The 16,681-nt window shown below is 65.4% G+C and carries 14 protein-coding genes; 5 read left to right on the forward strand and 9 right to left on the reverse strand.

Features of this window, described 5'->3' with window-relative positions; translation table 11 throughout:
• Window positions 1–6: 6 nt before the first annotated feature.
• Window positions 7–795 (reverse strand): LytR/AlgR family response regulator transcription factor, encoded by a 789-nt coding sequence (locus AC1DKY_RS20700; RefSeq protein ID WP_441605227.1) that lies wholly within the window; start codon window positions 793–795, stop codon window positions 7–9.
• Entirely contained in the window at window positions 792–1,907 is a 1,116-nt protein-coding gene (locus tag AC1DKY_RS20705; protein WP_441605228.1) for a sensor histidine kinase, read from the reverse strand. The genes AC1DKY_RS20700 and AC1DKY_RS20705 overlap by 4 nt, the downstream gene beginning before the upstream one ends.
• Before the next feature lie 205 nt (window positions 1,908–2,112).
• On the opposite strand from AC1DKY_RS20705, the gene AC1DKY_RS20710 reads away from it, so the two are divergent.
• Entirely contained in the window at window positions 2,113–2,529 is a 417-nt protein-coding gene (locus AC1DKY_RS20710) for a hypothetical protein (protein ID WP_441605229.1), read from the forward strand.
• A gap of 66 nt (window positions 2,530–2,595) precedes the next feature.
• Here the strand turns inward: AC1DKY_RS20710 and AC1DKY_RS20715 are convergent, their stop codons facing one another.
• The 7 genes from AC1DKY_RS20715 to AC1DKY_RS20745 all read right to left on the reverse strand — a co-directional run bounded on the left by AC1DKY_RS20715 (window position 2,596) and on the right by AC1DKY_RS20745 (window position 10,463).
• The gene (locus tag AC1DKY_RS20715; protein WP_441605230.1) at window positions 2,596–3,963 is read right to left on the reverse strand and encodes a glutamate--cysteine ligase; all 1,368 of its coding nucleotides are present in this window, start codon (window positions 3,961–3,963) and stop codon (window positions 2,596–2,598) included.
• Between the two features lie 111 nt (window positions 3,964–4,074).
• A complete protein-coding gene (locus AC1DKY_RS20720; RefSeq protein ID WP_441605231.1) occupies window positions 4,075–5,475 on the reverse strand; it encodes a sensor histidine kinase in 1,401 nt (466 codons plus the stop codon).
• Between the two features lie 138 nt (window positions 5,476–5,613).
• Complete coding sequence (locus tag AC1DKY_RS20725) at window positions 5,614–6,279, reverse strand: response regulator (protein WP_441605232.1); 666 nt, start codon at window positions 6,277–6,279, stop codon at window positions 5,614–5,616.
• A 154-nt stretch (window positions 6,280–6,433) separates the two neighbouring features.
• Window positions 6,434–7,357: a Grx4 family monothiol glutaredoxin gene (grxD, locus tag AC1DKY_RS20730; RefSeq protein WP_477180039.1), complete on the reverse strand. Its 924-nt coding sequence runs from the start codon at window positions 7,355–7,357 to the stop codon at window positions 6,434–6,436.
• 156 nt (window positions 7,358–7,513) lie between these two features.
• Entirely contained in the window at window positions 7,514–8,371 is an 858-nt protein-coding gene (locus AC1DKY_RS20735; RefSeq protein WP_441605234.1) for a UDP-2,3-diacylglucosamine diphosphatase, read from the reverse strand.
• A gap of 244 nt (window positions 8,372–8,615) precedes the next feature.
• Window positions 8,616–9,212, reverse strand: a complete 597-nt coding sequence (locus AC1DKY_RS20740; RefSeq protein WP_441605235.1) for an SGNH/GDSL hydrolase family protein — start codon at window positions 9,210–9,212, stop codon at window positions 8,616–8,618.
• A gap of 6 nt (window positions 9,213–9,218) precedes the next feature.
• Window positions 9,219–10,463, reverse strand: coding sequence for an aminotransferase class I/II-fold pyridoxal phosphate-dependent enzyme (locus AC1DKY_RS20745; protein WP_441605236.1), 1,245 nt, complete (start codon window positions 10,461–10,463; stop codon window positions 9,219–9,221).
• A 150-nt stretch (window positions 10,464–10,613) separates the two neighbouring features.
• Between AC1DKY_RS20745 and rsgA the strand changes: the two genes are divergently transcribed.
• The 4 genes from rsgA to AC1DKY_RS20765 all read left to right on the forward strand — a co-directional run bounded on the left by rsgA (window position 10,614) and on the right by AC1DKY_RS20765 (window position 16,022).
• Window positions 10,614–11,669: a ribosome small subunit-dependent GTPase A gene (gene rsgA, locus AC1DKY_RS20750; protein ID WP_441605237.1), complete on the forward strand. Its 1,056-nt coding sequence runs from the start codon at window positions 10,614–10,616 to the stop codon at window positions 11,667–11,669.
• A 68-nt stretch (window positions 11,670–11,737) separates the two neighbouring features.
• On the forward strand, window positions 11,738–12,220 hold the full coding sequence (locus AC1DKY_RS20755) for a hypothetical protein (protein ID WP_441605238.1): 483 nt from the start codon (window positions 11,738–11,740) through the stop codon (window positions 12,218–12,220).
• The gene (locus AC1DKY_RS20760; RefSeq protein WP_477180040.1) at window positions 12,217–13,491 is read left to right on the forward strand and encodes a flavohemoglobin expression-modulating QEGLA motif protein; all 1,275 of its coding nucleotides are present in this window, start codon (window positions 12,217–12,219) and stop codon (window positions 13,489–13,491) included. The genes AC1DKY_RS20755 and AC1DKY_RS20760 overlap by 4 nt, the downstream gene beginning before the upstream one ends.
• Before the next feature lie 239 nt (window positions 13,492–13,730).
• A complete protein-coding gene (locus AC1DKY_RS20765) occupies window positions 13,731–16,022 on the forward strand; it encodes an NADP-dependent malic enzyme (protein WP_441605240.1) in 2,292 nt (763 codons plus the stop codon).
• The last annotated feature ends 659 nt before the right edge of the window (window positions 16,023–16,681 follow it).

The following is a 16,681-nucleotide window of genomic DNA, read 5'->3' on the forward strand; positions in this document are numbered from 1 at the left end:
AACGGTTTAGTCGCTCTGACGGACGTCCCGCGTCGATACCAGCCGCAAAAAGGCTTCGTGCTGGTAGCGGCTCATGCGCAGCTTCTGGCCGGTATCCATGGTGACGACATGGTGACCGTTGAACCACGGATGGATCGCCTGCACGCGCCGCGTGTTGATGATGGCCGAGCGATGCACGCGCGCGAAATGGCGTGGATCGAGGCGTGCCGCGAGTGCCGTCATCGTTTCGCGCATTTCGTGGACGCCGTCGGCGAGATGCAACAAAACGGTGTTGCCGCTGGCCTTGATCCACACGATGTCGTCCACGTCGACGAAGCGGATCTGCTCGTCGATGCGCACAGGCAGTCGTTGCAGGTAACTATCGCGCTGCTTGAGCGTGTCGAGCGCCTGCATGATCCGCTCGAGCGAGGGTTCACCCTGCGTGCCGCGAGTGGCCAGACGTTGCTTGACGCGTAGCAGGGTCTGGGCGAATCGCTCGCGGCTGAAGGGCTTCACCAGGTAGTCGACGGCGTTGGCTTCGAATGCGCGCACGGCGTACTGCTCGTATGCCGTCACGAACACGGTAGCCGGCATCTGCGCAACGCCGATGGCCGCAACCACGTCCAGCCCGGCGAGGGCCGGCATCTGCATATCGAGGAACACCAGGTCGGGCGCATGCTGGCGAATGGCTTGCACCGCCGACTCGCCGTCGCCGCATTCGGCCAGCAAGATGATGTCGGGATCATCCTTCAACAGGCGCACGATGGCGCGCCGCGCGATCGGTTCGTCGTCCACCACCAGCGTGGCGATGCTCATGCGGTCACCACTTCGGGCGACTCGTCCGGTTCCTCGATCTCGCGAAATGGCAGGCGAAGGCGGCAGATCACCCCTTGCGGCCAGATCATTTCCAGACGCACATGTGCGTCGTCGCCATAAAGCTCGCGCAGGCGCAGCGCGGTATTGGACAAACCAATGCCATGCCCCGACCTGGGCGAGGCGCCTGTCTCCAGCGTGCTGTTGCGGTTGCGCACATCGATGCACAAGCTGTCGCCATCGCGGCGGGCTTCGATCTCGACGCAGTCCACCCCGATGCGCTCGCCGATGCCATGGCGGATCGCGTTCTCCACGATGGGCTGCAGGATCAGGCTGGGCACCGCGCATTGCAGCGTGTCCGGGCTCACATAGATCTGCGTGGTGAGCCTGTCCTTGAAGCGCGTCCGCTGGATGCCAAGGTAAAGATCAAGCAGGACCAGTTCGCGTCGCAGGCTGATCTCCTGGCCGTCGTAGTCTTCCAGAAAAGCGCGCAGCAGATCGCTCAGGCGCAGCAGCATGTCTTCGGCCGACAGCGCATCCTCATCGAGCAGGGTGGCGATGGCATGCAGCGTGTTGAACAGGAAATGCGGCTGCAATTGCGACTTGAGTGCACGCAGGCGCGACTGCGCCAGTTCCGCGGTGAGCTTGCTCGCTTCAAGTTCGCGACGGGATTTCTCGGCGTGGAAAGCCATCGCCTGCTGGATCGCGAACAGCGCCCAATAAGTGAGCAGCCCGGTGGCGAAGTGCTGGCCTACGAAATACCACAGCTGTTGCGTGAAGCCGCTGGGTTCGAACAGGGTCGAGACCAGGGCGCCGATCACCATCGCCAGCATGGTCACGCCCATGCTCAACGGCGCCTGCTTGCCCAGGCCGCGCAGGCGCAGCGGCGCACGAATCGGGTAGCGCTCGGCCAGGCGGAACACCCAGGGCGCCAGCGCGGCCCACGTATACCACTGCACCATGCCCCAGCGGGTGTAATCCCACAGCGACCAAATGTGATGATCGTCCACGATGTCGCGCAGCAGTTCCTGCGCGCCGAACACGGCAGCCACGGCCGTCCAGAGGCCGAGATAGTGCCAAAGGCCAATGGTCGCGTTGCCGAGCCGCACCTTCATCGCCGTGTATCCGAATGGATCGTGGAACCATCTTAGGCGTCTGATTCCATGGAGAGAAGCACGGCGGGCAATCACTACGATTCGTCATCGCGTAACGACGATTCGTCCCGGATCGCTTCCACGAAACGGCCGCAAAGGCGTCCGATGCGGTCGTTCGCCACGGGAAAGTGGATGGCGAACGCCCATTCCTGCCGGAGTAGCAGCCATGCATGTCCCCCGTCTTGTCGCACCCTTGTTGTTAGTCGGCGCCATGCTCGTCAGCTTGGCCGCGTGTGCAACGCCTGCGGGTACACAAGCTGAGTCGCGGCGTCCGCTGCGCGTCGTCAACGCCACCTTCGATGGCGTGACTGCGCTGGCCATCGCGCCCAGTGGGAGCGCCGACTTCCAGAACATCACGCTGGCGCAACCGCTGCCTGGTGGTCAGGCGTCCATCCTGGTCGATGTACCGCCCGGCACATGCCATCGCGATGTGCGCGTGACCTTCCGTGGCGACCGCAGCCTGCTTTATCGGAATCTGGATGTATGCCGCCACGATGGTCTGCGGCTGGCGGTGGGAAGTACACGTACGGGTCGTTCAACACCGCTCAAGAGCGACGACGCCCAAATGGCGGGATCGCCCTGACGCTCATGCCGATGCAAAGAGCCCCGCACGATGGCGGGGCTCTTGTGGTTTTGCCGTGCGCTACGCTCAATAAGCGAATTCGCGGAACACCGGATCGACGCTGCCGTTCCATGGGCCGTTGAACAGTTCGAGCTTGCGCTCGGCCGGCGTCTGGTTCGCTTCGACGATCTCGATCATCGGCTCCAGGAAGATGCTTTCGTCCGCACCGCTCTTGTTGAGGCGCGCACGACGCTTGAGGCCATGCGAGGCGATCTTCAGCGTTTCAGCGGCCAGCTCGCGCACGCTGTGCGAACGGAAGGGCAGCTTCAAAGCCTGGCGCGGTACGCCGTCACGCAGCGCGTGGCGTTCCTCGCGGCTGAAGTCCTTGACCAGGTCCCAGGCGGCATCGAGGGCTTCATCGTCGTAAAGCAGGCCAACCCACAGCGCGGGCAGGGCGCACAGGCGGTTCCACGGGCCACCATCGGCGCCGCGCATTTCCAGGTACTGCTTCAGGCGCACTTCCGGGAACGCGGTGGTGAGGTGATCGGCCCAGTCCTTCATGGTGGCGTGCACGCCCGGCACTGCCGGCAGTTCACCGGCCATGAAGCGCTTGAAGTCCTGGCCGGACAGGTCGATGTACTGGCCGTTCTGGTAGCTGAAGTACATCGGCACATCGAGCATGTAGTCGACGTAGCGCTCGTAGCCGAAGCCGTCCTGGAAGACGAAGTCGAGCATGCCGGTGCGATGGGGATCGGTGTCTTCCCACACGTGCGAACGGTAGGAGAGGTAGCCGTTTGGACGTCCCTCGGTGAACGGCGAATCGGCGAACAGCGCGGTGGCAATCGGCTGCAGCGCCAGGCTGGTGCGGAACTTGCGCACCATGTCCGCTTCGCTGGCAAAGTCCAGGTTCACCTGCACGGTGCAGGTGCGCGTCATCATGTCCAGGCCGAGGTTGCCGACCTTGGGCATGTACTCGCGCATGATCTTGTAGCGGCCCTTGGGCATCCACGGCATTTCGTCGCGGCGCCACTTGGGCTGGAAGCCCATGCCGAGGAAGCCGATGCCCAGGTCCTCGGCGATCGAACGGACTTCCTTGAGGTGCGAATTGACCTCGCTGCAGGTGTCGTGGATGGTCTCCAGCGGCGCGCCGGAAAGCTCCAGCTGACCGGCCGGCTCCAGCGTGATCGACGCCTTGTCGCGCGACAGCGCCACCGGGTTGTCGCCTTCGCGCGCCACGTCCCAGCCGTAGCGCGTGGCCAGGGTTTCCAGCAGGACGCGGATGCCGCGGTCACCGTCGAAGGTGGGCGGGCGCAGGGTGTCGGTGAGGAAGCCGAATTTCTCGTGCTCCGTACCGATGCGCCAGGCATCACGCGGTTTTTCACCCGCAGCCAGGTAGTCGGTGAGTTGCTGGCGGCTGCCGATGGGCGTGCTCTTGACGGCACTGGGTATGGACACGGGGAACTCCTTGCGAGGGTGCCACCACTCTGGGGGTGACGCATCCTAATTCAAAGTGCCGATTATCCGAACTTTTGAAATTAGGGCGCCCTGACCAGGATCAGCGCGTCCTTAAGCGACGGCAGGGAAGTCGATGCGCATCCGTGCCCCCCGCCCGGAAGACCCATCGAGGATACTCAATTGGGCGCCATGCACACGTGACACTTCGTCCACGATGGCCAGGCCCAGGCCGCAGCCATCGGCGCTGCTGCCCGCGCTGCGGTAGAAGCGCTCGCGGACCTTCTGCCGCTCCTCGGGGGCAATGCCGACGCCGCTGTCGTCCACTTCCAGGAACGGACGGCCATGCTCCACGCCGCAGCGGATGGTGATGTTGCCGCCGACCGGTGTGTGGCGGATGGCATTGTCGATCAGGTTGTTGAGTACCTCATGCAGCAGCCAGTACACGCCGGTGACCTGCACCGGGCGGCTGTCGGCGCCCAGGTCGATGCCGCGGGCCAGGGCGCGGTCCAGCGAGCTGTCGATCACTTCGCCGATCAGCCGCGGCAAGTCGACCGCAGTGAAATGACTGGCGCGATGCGCCGATGGTTCGGCACGCGCCAAGGTCAGCAGCTGGTTGGCCGTGTGGGCAAGGCGATCCACGCCACCCTGCAGCAGCTTGATGCGTTCCTGCAGCGGCGTGTCGGCCGTTTCGCGGGTCAGCACTTCGAGCTGGGCCTTCAGTCCGGTCAGCGGTGTGCGCAGCTGGTGCGCGGCATTCGCAAGGAAATGCTGCTGCGAAAGCACCGAGTCGCGTACGCGCCCGAGCAGGGAGTTCAGCGACACGACCAGCGGCAACACTTCAGTGGGCACACCGTCGGTCGGCAACTGGTTCAAGGCCACCGCCGGGCGCCCGGCAATCTGCCGGCTCAGCCGCTGCAGCGGCCGCAGGGCAATGCGGATGCCGACCAGGGCGATGATCAGCACCGCCGCCATCTGCAAGGTGTCGTTGATCAGGAAGGCCACGTCCAGGCGATGCACGGCGCGGTCGCGACGTGCGGGCGTTTCGGCCACGGTGACCACCAGCGGCTCGCCGGTTTCGCTGGTGCGGTAGCTGGCCAGCCGAAAGTCTTCGGCGCGGAAGGTGATGTTGGTGTAGCTGAAACCGTCTTCCGACTGGCTGTCCGGTGCCACCGGCAATTCCGGCGAACCGGCGATGGTAGTGCCGTCGGGCAGGCTGACGCGATAGAAGAAGTGCTCATCGGGCATCGCGCGCAGCGGCGGCGGCGGATGCGAAGGCAGTGCCACGTCGAGCTTGCCGCCGGCACCCGGATGAATGCGCGCAACGATGGCCAGCGCCGAGCGCGACAGCGAATGATCGAAGGCGTTGTGGATCGGGCTGACGATCACATGGTGATCAACCGCCACACCCGCGACCAGCAGCAACAGCAGCGGCGCGAGCAGATAACTCAGCAGTCGCCGGTGCACGCTGGTCGGGCGGCTGGCCTGCTCTGATTGCTTGAAATTGGGTGTCACCGAACCGGCCCCGCGGGTGATATCGAGAAAGCGCAGGGGTCGTGGAAGTGGCCTGATCCAGGCGATGCACTTCCTTACCCCGCACACCTGCCCGGCATCATGCCACCCGCAGCGGCTGGATCAGAACTTTGGCGCGGCTCAGGCGTCTTCGAGCCGGTAGCCCAGGCCGCGAATACCGCGCACCGTGGCGGCGCTGCCCAGCTTGCTGCGCAGACGCGACACATGAACCTCGATGGCGTTGCCGGAGATGTCTTCGCTCCAGCCGGTGATGGCCTGGGTCAGCCGCTCCTTGCTCACCACGCGGCCGCTGTGATGGGCCAGGCATTCCAGGATCGACCACTCGCGGCGGGTGAGTTCGAGCGCTTCACCCTTTTCGTTGAGCGCCCGGCGACCGGCCAGGTCGATGCGCAGGCCGCCGATCACGATCTCGTTGGCGGCAGCGGCGGTGGCGCGGCGGATCAGGGCGCGGCAACGGGCGGCCAGTTCGGGCAGGGCAAACGGCTTGACCAGGTAGTCGTCCGCGCCCAGGTCCAGCGCATTGATGCGGTCGTCCAGGCCATCGCGGGCGGTGACGATCAACAACGGCAGCGAGCTGCCGCCGCGACGCAGGCGGCGCACCAGCGACAGGCCGTCTTCGCCCGGCAGGCCCAGGTCCACGATGGCCAGGTCGTAATGGGTATCGGCCAGGCGGGACGTCACCGATTCGGCGTCGCCCACTGCGTCGACTACATAACCGGATCCGATCAGGCCACGGGAAATGGCGTCGGATACGAGGGAATCATCTTCGACGAGCAGAATGCGCATAGGGCACGAAAGTGAGATGGTCGCAATATGCTAACAGGCACGCCTTTCAGTTCGCCGTCGTTGAAGGCTTCGACTGGCTGAGGGCCGAACAAACAAAAAAGCGCCTGCCGGGGGCAGGCGCTTTTGGTGAACCGCGAGGTCCGGGGCTAACTGCTCAGTAGCGCGGCACCTTGGGATCGATCTGCTGCGCCCACGCATCCATGCCGCCTTCGACGTTATAGACCTTGCTGAAGCCGTGCGCGGCAAAGCGCTCGGCCACGCCGCGGCTGGACACGCCGTGGTGGCAGATGAAGGCGATCGGGGCGTCCTTGGGCAGGTTGGCCAGGGCGTCGTAGCCTTCCTCTTCCAGGATGCGGGCCTGCGGCAGCGGTGCGGCGGCTGCGCGACCGTGGGCCGGACGCACGTCCACCAGGGTGATGTCGCCGGCGGCCAGGCGCTCCTTGAGCTGCTGCACGGTGAGCGTGCCGATCTCCTGCGCGCCCGGGAACTTCAGGCTCAGGCCTTCGCCCTGCACGGTGGACACCCAGTCGATCACGATGCCCTTGGCGCGCTGGGCGCTGCCCGGGTCAAAGTGCACTTCGATGCCGTTGGAGGACACCACGATGTCATGCTCGCCGCCCGGCGCCAGCTGGAAGCCGGCGCTATGGTCCGGACCGATCTCCAGATGCAGGGCCAGGCCCTGGGCATTGGCCGTGCCCTGACGGATGGCTTCCGCGGCCTTGTCGGTAATTGTGATCTCAGGCGGCGTGCGATCCGGGGCGGTCGCGCCGAAGAGCTGGTGCAGCTCGCCGCTGGCGTACATCTGGCGAATGATGTCGGCGCCGCCGACCAGTTCGCCGCCCACATACAGCTGGGGAATCGTCGGCCAGTCGCCGTAAGCCTTGATGCCTTCGCGGATTTCCGGGTCTTCCAGCACGTTCACCGTGTGGTAGTCCGGCAACAGCTCGTTGAGCGTGTTGGTGGCTGCCGAGGAGAAACCGCACATCGGCTGCTGGCGGGTGCCCTTCATGAACAGCACCACGCGGTGGTTCTGCAGCAGGGATTCAATACGTTCGCGGGTGGCGCTGTCGAGGGACATGGGGGCGGTGGCTCCGGCAAAGAAGGCGAATTGTAGCGCCTGTGGATATGCCGGCGGATTTTGGGGATGCAAGGGGGCTCGATCCAAAGCTGGCGACAACCCTCAAGGGCACCGTCATTCCGGCTTTCGCTGGTATGACGGGTTGGAGAGGCTGTCTCAAGCCGCCGGCCGCAACTCCGTCAAATCCAGCTTTGCCCGCGTCAGCGGCGCCAGCGCCAGGGCGGCAGCGGGCGAGGGCAGCACCAGCTCGCGGCTGGCCCGACCCAGCGGCGCGTACTGCTCGCTCCAATGGATCAACTCCATCGCGCCGGTGTGATCTTCCACCAGCACCGTGCAGTGCTCCACCCAGTCGCCGTCGTTCAGATAAAGGACGCCGTCCATCTCGCGCACGTGGCCGAAATGGATGTGGCCGCAGATATGGCCGTCGAAGCCGCGTTCGCGGGCATCGTTGGCCACGCGCTCCTCGTAGGCGCGGATATAGGCCAGCGCCTTGCCGATGTGCGATTTCACGATGATCGACAGCGGCAGATAGGGCAGTTCCAGGCGGCGGCGCATCGCGTGGACCCGGCGATTGGTCCAGCAGATGAAGCGATGCATCACTTCCCCCAGGTGCACCATCCATGTGCGCCCGACTTGCTCCGGATCGAATTCGTCGCCGTGGCTGACGTGGTAGCGGCGGCCATCGGCGCCTTCGTGCACCGCGTCCAGCTCGATTTTCACGCCGCCAAACTGTTGGCCGGCCAGGCCGCGCATCGGGGCGTCATGATTGCCGGGGATATAGACGACCTCGACACCGCGCCGGGCGAGATCAAGCACCTCGGCAATCACCGCGCCGTGGTCGACATGCCACCAGGTGCGGCGTGCCAGCGCTTCCATGTCGATGATGTCGCCGACCAGATACAGCTTTTCGCAACGCAGTTTGCGCAGGAAATCGAGCAGATAACTGGCCTTGCAGTCTGGCGTGCCCAAGTGCACGTCGGAGATGAAGGCGCTGCGGCAGTGGAAGGTCGCCATGGCTGTCTCTCCCGGTGGTTACCGGGATCTCAGAGTGCCGCGGTTACGTCACCGCACGATGGCGGTGAGGTTGCAGTGTGGTTTCCGTCAGCACGAATGCACAGCCCCCTTGTAGGAGCGCACTTGTGCGCGACCGGTGACGCCATGTCACGGGGTTGTCGCGCCAATGCTGTTCGCTACGCCGGAGACCGAGGCCGGATTTGGCGTCGCGGTCGCGCACAAGTGCGCTCCTACAAGGGGATCGTTAGCCGGCAAGCATGGCCACGGCCACCGGCACGGCCGCCTCGGTCCACAACGCATACTGCGCAGCGGAAGGATGCAGCCCGTCGTCAGCAAGCAAGGCGGGATGCTGGCGCGAGATGCCGGTGATATCCACGAAATGCGCACCGCGGCGCTCGCTTTCCTCGCGGGCGATCGCGTTATAGGCATCCAGTTCGCTGGCAATGCGCAGCACGTCGCGGCCGCTGCCATGCGCGAACGGCGTGACGCCCCAGTCGGGGATCGACAACACCAGCACGCGCCCGCTGCGCCTGCCGGCAAGATCTACCGCCCGCTCGAGCAGTCGGCGGAATTCGTCGCGATACTCGTCCGCACTGCGTCCGCGGTACTGGTTGTTCACGCCTATCAGCAGACTCACCAGCTCATATGGCGGCGTAAAACTCGTTGCATCCATCGCGACCGACAGCTCGTCCGTAGTCCAGCCCGTGGTGGCAACGATGGTGGGATCGTCCAGCGCCACGCCTTCGCGACGCAGACGCACGGCCAGCTGTACCGGCCAGCGGCCCGCTTCGGGCACGCCTTCGCCGACCGAATAGGAATCACCCAGGGCGAGATAACGCATGCGTTGTCAGGCGATCGCGGCCGTGCGGGGCTTCTGCGTGGCGGCCATACCCGCCAGCACGCGCTCCATGCGCACGAACACCTCGCGCAACTGCTCCGGTTGCGGCAACAGCGTCAGGCGCAGGTGGCGGCTGTGCGGCACGTTGAAGCTGCTGCCCGGCACCACCAGCACAGATTCTTCTTCCAGCAGGCGCAGCGCGAACGCGTTGTCGTCGAAGTCGGCCAGGCGATCGGCGCGAACGCGGGGGAAGGCGTACAACGCACCGGCCGGCGACACCAGGTCGAGGAATTCGCTGGCGGCGACGCCCTCCAGTACGGCGCGACGCGCTTCGTGCAGGCGTCCGCCCGGCGCGGTGAGCGCGTTGATGGTCGGCGCAGTTTCCAGCGCGGGACGCACGGCCCACTGCGCGGTCACGTTGGCGCACAGGCGCAGCGCCGCGAGCAGTTGCAGGGCGTCGCGATAGTCCGCCGTGCGGGCGGGATCGCCCGACAGGCTCATCCAACCCACTCGGTAACCGCAGGCGCGGTGCACTTTGCTGAGTCCGCCGAAGCTGACACAGGGCACGTCGCCGGCCACTTCGGCCAGCGGCTGGAAGACGGTGCCGTCGTACAGGATCTCGTCGTAGATCTCGTCGCAGAGCAGCAGCAGGCGATGCCTGGCGGCAATGTCGACCATGCGCTCCAGCAGCTCGCGCGGATACACGGCGCCGGTGGGATTGTTCGGGTTGATCAGCACCAGGGCGCGGGTGCGCGGGGTAATCAGCGCTTCGACTTCCGCCGGATCGGGCAGGTGGCCGTTCTCCGCCAGGCAGCGGTAATAGCGCGGCTTGCCGTCGTTGAGGATGGTGGCGGCGCTCCACAGCGGGTAATCCGGGCTGGGCAGCAGCACTTCGTCGCCCGGCGCCAGCAGGGCGCGCAGGCTCAGGTCGATCAGTTCGCTCACGCCGTTGCCGACGAAGATGCGCTCCACTTCGACGCCACGCGCGCCACGATGGCGCTGCTGGGCGGCGATGGCCTCGCGGGCTTCTTCCAGGCCTTGCTCGTGTCCGTAGGCTTCGCTGTCGTGCAGATGCCGGGCGATCGCTTCGCGCAGATGGGCCGGCGTTTCGAAGCCGTAGCGGCCGGGATTGCCGATATTGAGCTTGATGATCGGCAGGCCAGCCGCCTCCAGCTCACGGGATCGCCGGGTGAGCGCGCCACGGATTTCATAGCGCACGTCCGCCAGGTGCGCACTGGGTTTGATCGAGGCCAACGCAAGCGTCCTTCGTCTTGGTGTTGTTGCGGCGCAAGAATCTGACCGCCATTGCATGCTAACAGCGTCCCGGCGCGGTTGGGGAGCCAAAAATCGCTTAGTTTCGGGCATTTTTCGGGCAGGCCCTGGAGCAGGGCATAATGGCCACCCATGACGCACCCCGAAACCATCGAGCGACTGCGCCGGATCGGCTGGCGTGGGGACACCCTGCCCGCCGAAGGCCGGCAGTTGGCACGCGTAGTGGCGCAGCACCGCGCCGGCTACGAATTGCACGACGGCGAGCACCTGTTTGGTGCCCAGCCGGCCGGCCATTTCCTCAAGCGCAGCCTGGATCCGTCCGATCGGCCCGCGGTGGGCGACTTCGTGGAAATCGAAGCCGGCAAGCCGCCGCACATCGTGGAAGTGCAGCCACGCCGTACCGTGCTTTCCCGCGCCGCCGCCGGCGAGCGTTACGAACGCCAGCTCATCGCCACCAACATCGACTACGTGCTGGTGCTGACCGGGCTGGATGGCGACTTCAATCCGGCGCGCATCGAGCGCTATCTGTCGCTTACCGAAGGCTCGGGCGCACAGCCGGTCGTGCTGCTGAGCAAGCTCGACACGCGCGAGGATGCCGCCGCGGTGCTGGCCGCCTTGCGCGAACGCCTGCCCCAGGGCACACCCGTGCATGCCATCAACGGCAAGGATCCGGCCAGCATCGCGTTGCTGCTGCCGTATCTGCAGCTCGGCGACAGCGCGGTGCTGGTAGGTTCGTCCGGCGCCGGCAAGTCCACCCTCACCAATACGCTGCTCGGCAGCGAGCGCATGGCCACCAGCGCAGTGCGCGGCCATGACAGCCGCGGCCGGCACACGACCACCTATCGAGCGCTGTTGCAGCTGCCGAGCGGCGGCTGCCTGATCGACACGCCCGGCATGCGCGAGCTCAAGCTCACCGGCGAAGAAAATCTGGACCTGTTCGCCGATATCGAGCAACTCGCCGAGCAGTGCCGCTTCGCCGACTGCGGCCACGGCAGCGAGCCCGGCTGCGCGGTGCAGGCAGCGCTCGACAGCGGCGACCTGTCGGCCGAGCGCTGGCGCAACTATTTGAAATTGCGCGACGAACGCGAAGAGCAGGCGACCACCCTGGAAGCCAAGCTGCGCCGCCAGCGTGGTGGGCGTCCGGCCACGCGGCCGCATACGAACCGCCATACGCGCGACCGCGAATAGTCGAGCGGGGCGCTGTCCTCGCCCAGCGGGTGGACTACTATCGGACCGTCTTGGTTGGGGAAGCGGGCATGCAGCGGCTGTCGTCGCGTTCGACGTTCTTCTTTAAGCGGGTGTTTCCCGCGTTCTGGTTTGGTTTCCTGGCGCTGTGGACGGTGGTATGGGCTGGCAGCGCCTTGGTCACGCACGACATGAAGATGCTGGCGGTATTGCCCGGCCCGCTGATCATGGCCTTGTTCGGCTACGCACTGTTCAAGTGGCTGCTGTTTGGCCTGGTCGATGAAGTGTGGCTCGAAGGCGACCAGTTGCTGGTCAGGAACAGGGGCGAGCAATCGCGTGTTCCACTGGCCAACGTCACCAACGTCAATGCCACCGTGATGGTCAGCCCACCGCGCATCACCTTGTCACTGCGCCAGGAGTCGCCCGTCCTTGGCAAGGACATCAGCTTCATGCCGATCGGGCGTACGAGTTTGCTCGCGGCATTCAAGCCCAGCCCGATCGCCGCCGAGCTGATCCAGCGCATCGACAGCGTGCGTCAACGGAGGCCGGCATGAATAGCCATGGCGCCGCGCTTCCGCCGGACCTGCAACGTTACGCCGACCTCGACCAGCGCCTGCTGGCGGCAGTGAGGGGCATCCGCATCCTGTCCACGGTGGCGTGGCCCGCCTCGCTGGAAGACCGCATGATCGGGGCCTACGCCAGGGGCCAGTACAGCCTGCCCGAGGTGCAATACACCGTGCCCGACCTCTCCGCCGAGCGCGCCGAACTGGCCGCGATCGAGCGCGAAGCGGGCTATGACGATCCCTTGGGCGAGTACCTGTCCCGCACGGCGGAGTCGTGGCGCATCGCCGCCGAAATGCTCGAGGCGGTTGGCACCGACCAGGTCACCGCGCCCTCCATCGTCTTGTATGGCCGCCCCGGCGACCTGATTTCCGGCAGCGATCGCAGCAACCTGGATGCGGCGCGTTATTTCGTGGAGCTCGCCGACGAGCTCGGTTCGGATCTGATTGCCGACGACGTGCTGGTGGCCATCTCTGCCGAGGATCTGCGCGCGGACCTGAGCAAGACGCTGGACGAATTCTTCGGCGCACCGCTGATTTCCGTGGAAGTGGACCCGGAACTGACTGCCAAAGCGGCGGCTGGCGCCACCCGCATCCGTCTTCGCGGCGGCACGCGCTTTACCGACTACGACCGCCATCAATTGCTGGCGCATGAAGCGCTGGTGCATTCGCTCACCGCGCTCAATGGCCGTGCGCAGCCGCTGCTGGCGTCGTTCGGGCGCACCTCGCCGCGCGTCACGGCGACGCAGGAAGGGCTGGCCGTGTTTGCCGAGCTGATGTCCGGCGCCATCGATATCTCGCGCCTCAAACGCATCAGCCTGCGCATCCTGGCCATCGACATGGCCTTGAGCGGTGCGGATTTCGTCGAGGTCTACCGCTTCTTCTGCGAGYGCGGACAGTACCCGGCGGACAGTTTCCACTCCGCCCAGCGCGTGTTCCGCGGCGTGCCGCTCACCGGCGGCGCGGCGTTCGCCAAGGACAACGTCTATCTGTCCGGCCTGCTCACCGTGCACACGTTCTTTCGCTGGGCACTGAAGCAACGTCGCATGGATATGCTGCGGCATCTTTTTGCGGGCAAGCTGGCCTTGCACGATGTCATCAGCCTGCAACCGTATTTCGAATCGGGCGTGATTGCCGCGCCGCGCTGGCTGCCGCCCTGGATGCAGCATGCGCACGGACTCGCGGGCAAGCTGGCATTCTCGTTGTTCGTCAATCGCATACACATGGGCAAGGTGCAGGCGGAGGCGCTTTCGCTGAGTCTGTAACTGACCTCCTGTGGGAGCGCACCCTGTGCGCGACATGCCACGCGTGGATGTATCGCTCCGTTGGCTTGTCGCGCACAGGGTGCGCTCCCACAACAGGCAGGTTGTCGTCTGCATACCAGTTGTGTGAACCATAACGTCACCATGCTGCAGCGCATCGTCGGGGAAGGGTGGCCGGCGGTGATACCATTCGAAGATGCCGCCTCGCGGCACCCGACTCCCCATCACTCGATTCCTATCCCATGGCCCTTACCGAAGAACTGCGCCTCGCCGCTCTCGAGTACCACCGCCTCCCGCGCCCCGGCAAGATCAAGGTGAGCGCGACCAAGCCGATGGTCACGCAGCGCGATCTCGCGCTCGCTTACTCGCCCGGCGTGGCTTATGCCTGCGAGGCCATCGTCGAGGATCCCAACGCCGCCAGCGAAATGACCGCGCGCGGCAACCTCGTCGCCGTGATCACCAACGGCACCGCCGTGCTGGGCCTGGGCGACATCGGTCCGCTCGCCGGCAAGCCGGTGATGGAAGGCAAGGGCGTGCTGTTCCAGAAGTTCGCCGGCATCGACGTGTTCGACATCGAGATCAACGAGCGCGACCCGGACAAGCTGGTCGACATCATCGCCTCGCTCGAGCCCACCTTCGGTGGCATCAATCTGGAAGACATCAAGGCGCCGGAGTGCTTCATCGTCGAGCGCAAGTTGCGCGAGCGCATGAAGATCCCGGTGTTCCACGACGACCAGCACGGCACCGCGATCATCGTGGGCGCGGCCATCGTCAACGCACTGGAAGTAGTCGGCAAGAAAATCCAGGACGTGAAGCTCGCCACCACCGGTGTGGGCGCCGCGGGCATCGCCTGCCTGGACATGCTGGTGGCGCTGGGCCTCAAGCCCGAGAACATCCTCGCGTTCGATCGCGAAGGCGTGCTGTATACCGGCCGCGACCACATGGACCCGGACAAACAGCGCTATGCGCGCGATACCGAGAAGCGCACGCTGGCGGACATCGTCGTTGGCGCGGACGTGTTCCTCGGTCTCTCGGCCGGTGGCATCCTGCGTCCGGAAATGGTCGCCACGATGAATGCGCGGCCGATCATCCTAGCGCTGGCCAATCCCAATCCGGAGATTTCGCCAGAAGACGCCAAGATGGTGCGCCCGGATTGCATCATCGCGACCGGCCGTTCGGACTATCCGAACCAGGTCAACAACGCGCTGTGCTTCCCATACATCTTCCGCGGTGCGCTCGACGTGGGCGCCACCGTCATCAACGAATCGATGAAGACCGCCTGCGTGCGCGCCATTGCCGAGCTGGCCCGCATGGAAGCCGGCGACCTGGCCAGCGCTTACGGCGGCGACGTGCCGACGTTCGGCCCCGACTATCTGATTCCGCGTCCGTTCGATCCGCGCCTGCTGGTGATGCTGGCGCCGGCCGTGGCGCAGGCCGCGATGGATTCCGGTGTGGCCACGCGTCCGATCGTGGACATGGAGGCGTACAAGGAAAAGCTCGGCCAGTTCATCTATCGCACCGGCCTGCTGATGAAGCCCGTGTATGAGCGCGCGCGCGCTGATCTCAAGCGCGTGGTCTACGCCGAGGGCGAGGAAGAGACCGTATTGCGCGCGGTGCAGACGGTGATCGACGAGCGCCTGGCGTTCCCGATCCTGATCGGCCGCCCGAGCGTGATCGAGACACGCATCGAGCGCCTGGGCCTGCGCATGCGCCAGGGTGTGGATTTCGAACTCACCAATATCGACGACGATCCGCGCTTCAACGAGTACTGGCAGCAGTACCACGCACTCACCGAGCGCCGCGGCGTGTCGCCGGCAGCGGCGAAGAACCTGCTGCGCTCGCGTCCCACGCTGATCGCTTCGATCATGGTCGAGCGCGGCGAAGCCGACGCGATGATCTGCGGCCTGGTCGGGCGCTTCCACAAGAAGCTCGGCTATATGCGCAGCGTGTTCGGCCTCGATCCGGGCGTGTCGTGCACCTCGGCGATGACGGGCGTGATCAACGACCAGGGTGCCTGGTTCTTCCTCGACACCCACGTGCAGTGCGATCCCACCGCCGAGCAGATTGCCGAAGCGACGCTGCAGGCCAGCTATCGCCTGAAGTTGTTCGGCATCGAGCCGAAGATCGCGCTGCTGTCGCATTCGAATTTCGGCAGCCACGAGAACGCCAGCGCGGCCAAGATGCGCAAGGTGCGCGAGATCCTGGTGCAGCGTGGGCACAAGCTCGATATGGACGGCGAGATGCAGGCCGACACCGCGTGGGATGAGGCACTGCGTTTGCGCATGTTCCCCAATACCACGCTGAGCGGTCGCGCCAATCTGTTCGTGATGCCGAATCTGGACGCTGCGAACATCACGTACAACATGGTGCGCGTGATGACGGACGGCGTGGCGATTGGCCCGATCCTGATGGGCATCAATAAGCCCGCGCATATCCTCACGCCGGCGGCGACGCCGCGTCGTGTGGTGAATATGACGGCGATTGCGGCGGTGGATGCGCAGATTCGTCAGGCGCAGGGTGAGCGGCGCAGCTGAGGTTTCGCCTTTGCTTTTGAGCGTTTGAGAACGGGGCCTTGAGGGCCCCGTTTTTTGTTGTTTGGGTTGCGTTTGTGCGGGTTGCGATGACGTGCCGGCGACTCTCTCCCTCTCCCCTCCGGGGAGAGGGTTGGGGTGAGGGGCGGGTGCTCGCGGGAACGTTTCTGTTCGTCATTCCGGCGCAGGCCGGGATCCAGTAGCGGTGCGCTTCGATTGTTGCGATAGGGCGATCTGGCTCGCCTGCCGCGGGCTTCCGTGCCGCTGCCGCGGCCCGGTTACTTTTCTTTGCTTGCCCAAAGAAAAGTAACCAAAAGAAAGGGCCCCCCGGATGACGCGCCTTCCGGGCCTGCGGCCCTCCAGGTACGCGGGCGGGTTGCGGGGACCCCGAGAGCGGAAAGCCAAGAGCGGAGAGCCAAGAGCGGAGAGCGGCGAGCCAGATCAAGAGCCACGCAACGTCCGACGCTGTTGGGCGGCTCTTTTTGTAGGAGCGCACTTGTGCGCGACCAGCCTACGGAGCGGTACATCCCAGCTCTGCGGTCGCGCACAAGTGCGCTCCTACAAGGGTTACGCAGGTTCGTGGGTTGAGGATCAACCTTGCCGGTCGGCTCTTCTGTGGGAGCGCACCCTGTGCGCGACAAACCTACGGAGCGGTACACCGC

This window comes from Dyella sp. 01N448, from assembly GCF_056399225.1.

Bases quoted from the DNA above. Each gene is read 5' to 3' on its own strand.
- AC1DKY_RS20700 (WP_441605227.1), bottom strand. From the start codon at position 795: ATGAGCATCGCCACGCTGGTGGTGGACGACGAACCGATCGCGCGGCGC.
- AC1DKY_RS20705 (WP_441605228.1), bottom strand. From the start codon at position 1,907: ATGAAGGTGCGGCTCGGCAACGCGACCATTGGCCTTTGGCACTATCTC.
- AC1DKY_RS20710 (WP_441605229.1), top strand. From the start codon at position 2,113: ATGCATGTCCCCCGTCTTGTCGCACCCTTGTTGTTAGTCGGCGCCATG.
- AC1DKY_RS20725 (WP_441605232.1), bottom strand. From the start codon at position 6,279: ATGCGCATTCTGCTCGTCGAAGATGATTCCCTCGTATCCGACGCCATT.
- grxD (WP_477180039.1), bottom strand. From the start codon at position 7,357: ATGTCCCTCGACAGCGCCACCCGCGAACGTATTGAATCCCTGCTGCAG.
- AC1DKY_RS20735 (WP_441605234.1), bottom strand. From the start codon at position 8,371: ATGGCGACCTTCCACTGCCGCAGCGCCTTCATCTCCGACGTGCACTTG.
- AC1DKY_RS20740 (WP_441605235.1), bottom strand. From the start codon at position 9,212: ATGCGTTATCTCGCCCTGGGTGATTCCTATTCGGTCGGCGAAGGCGTG.
- rsgA (WP_441605237.1), top strand. From the start codon at position 10,614: ATGACGCACCCCGAAACCATCGAGCGACTGCGCCGGATCGGCTGGCGT.
- AC1DKY_RS20755 (WP_441605238.1), top strand. From the start codon at position 11,738: ATGCAGCGGCTGTCGTCGCGTTCGACGTTCTTCTTTAAGCGGGTGTTT.
- AC1DKY_RS20765 (WP_441605240.1), top strand. From the start codon at position 13,731: ATGGCCCTTACCGAAGAACTGCGCCTCGCCGCTCTCGAGTACCACCGC.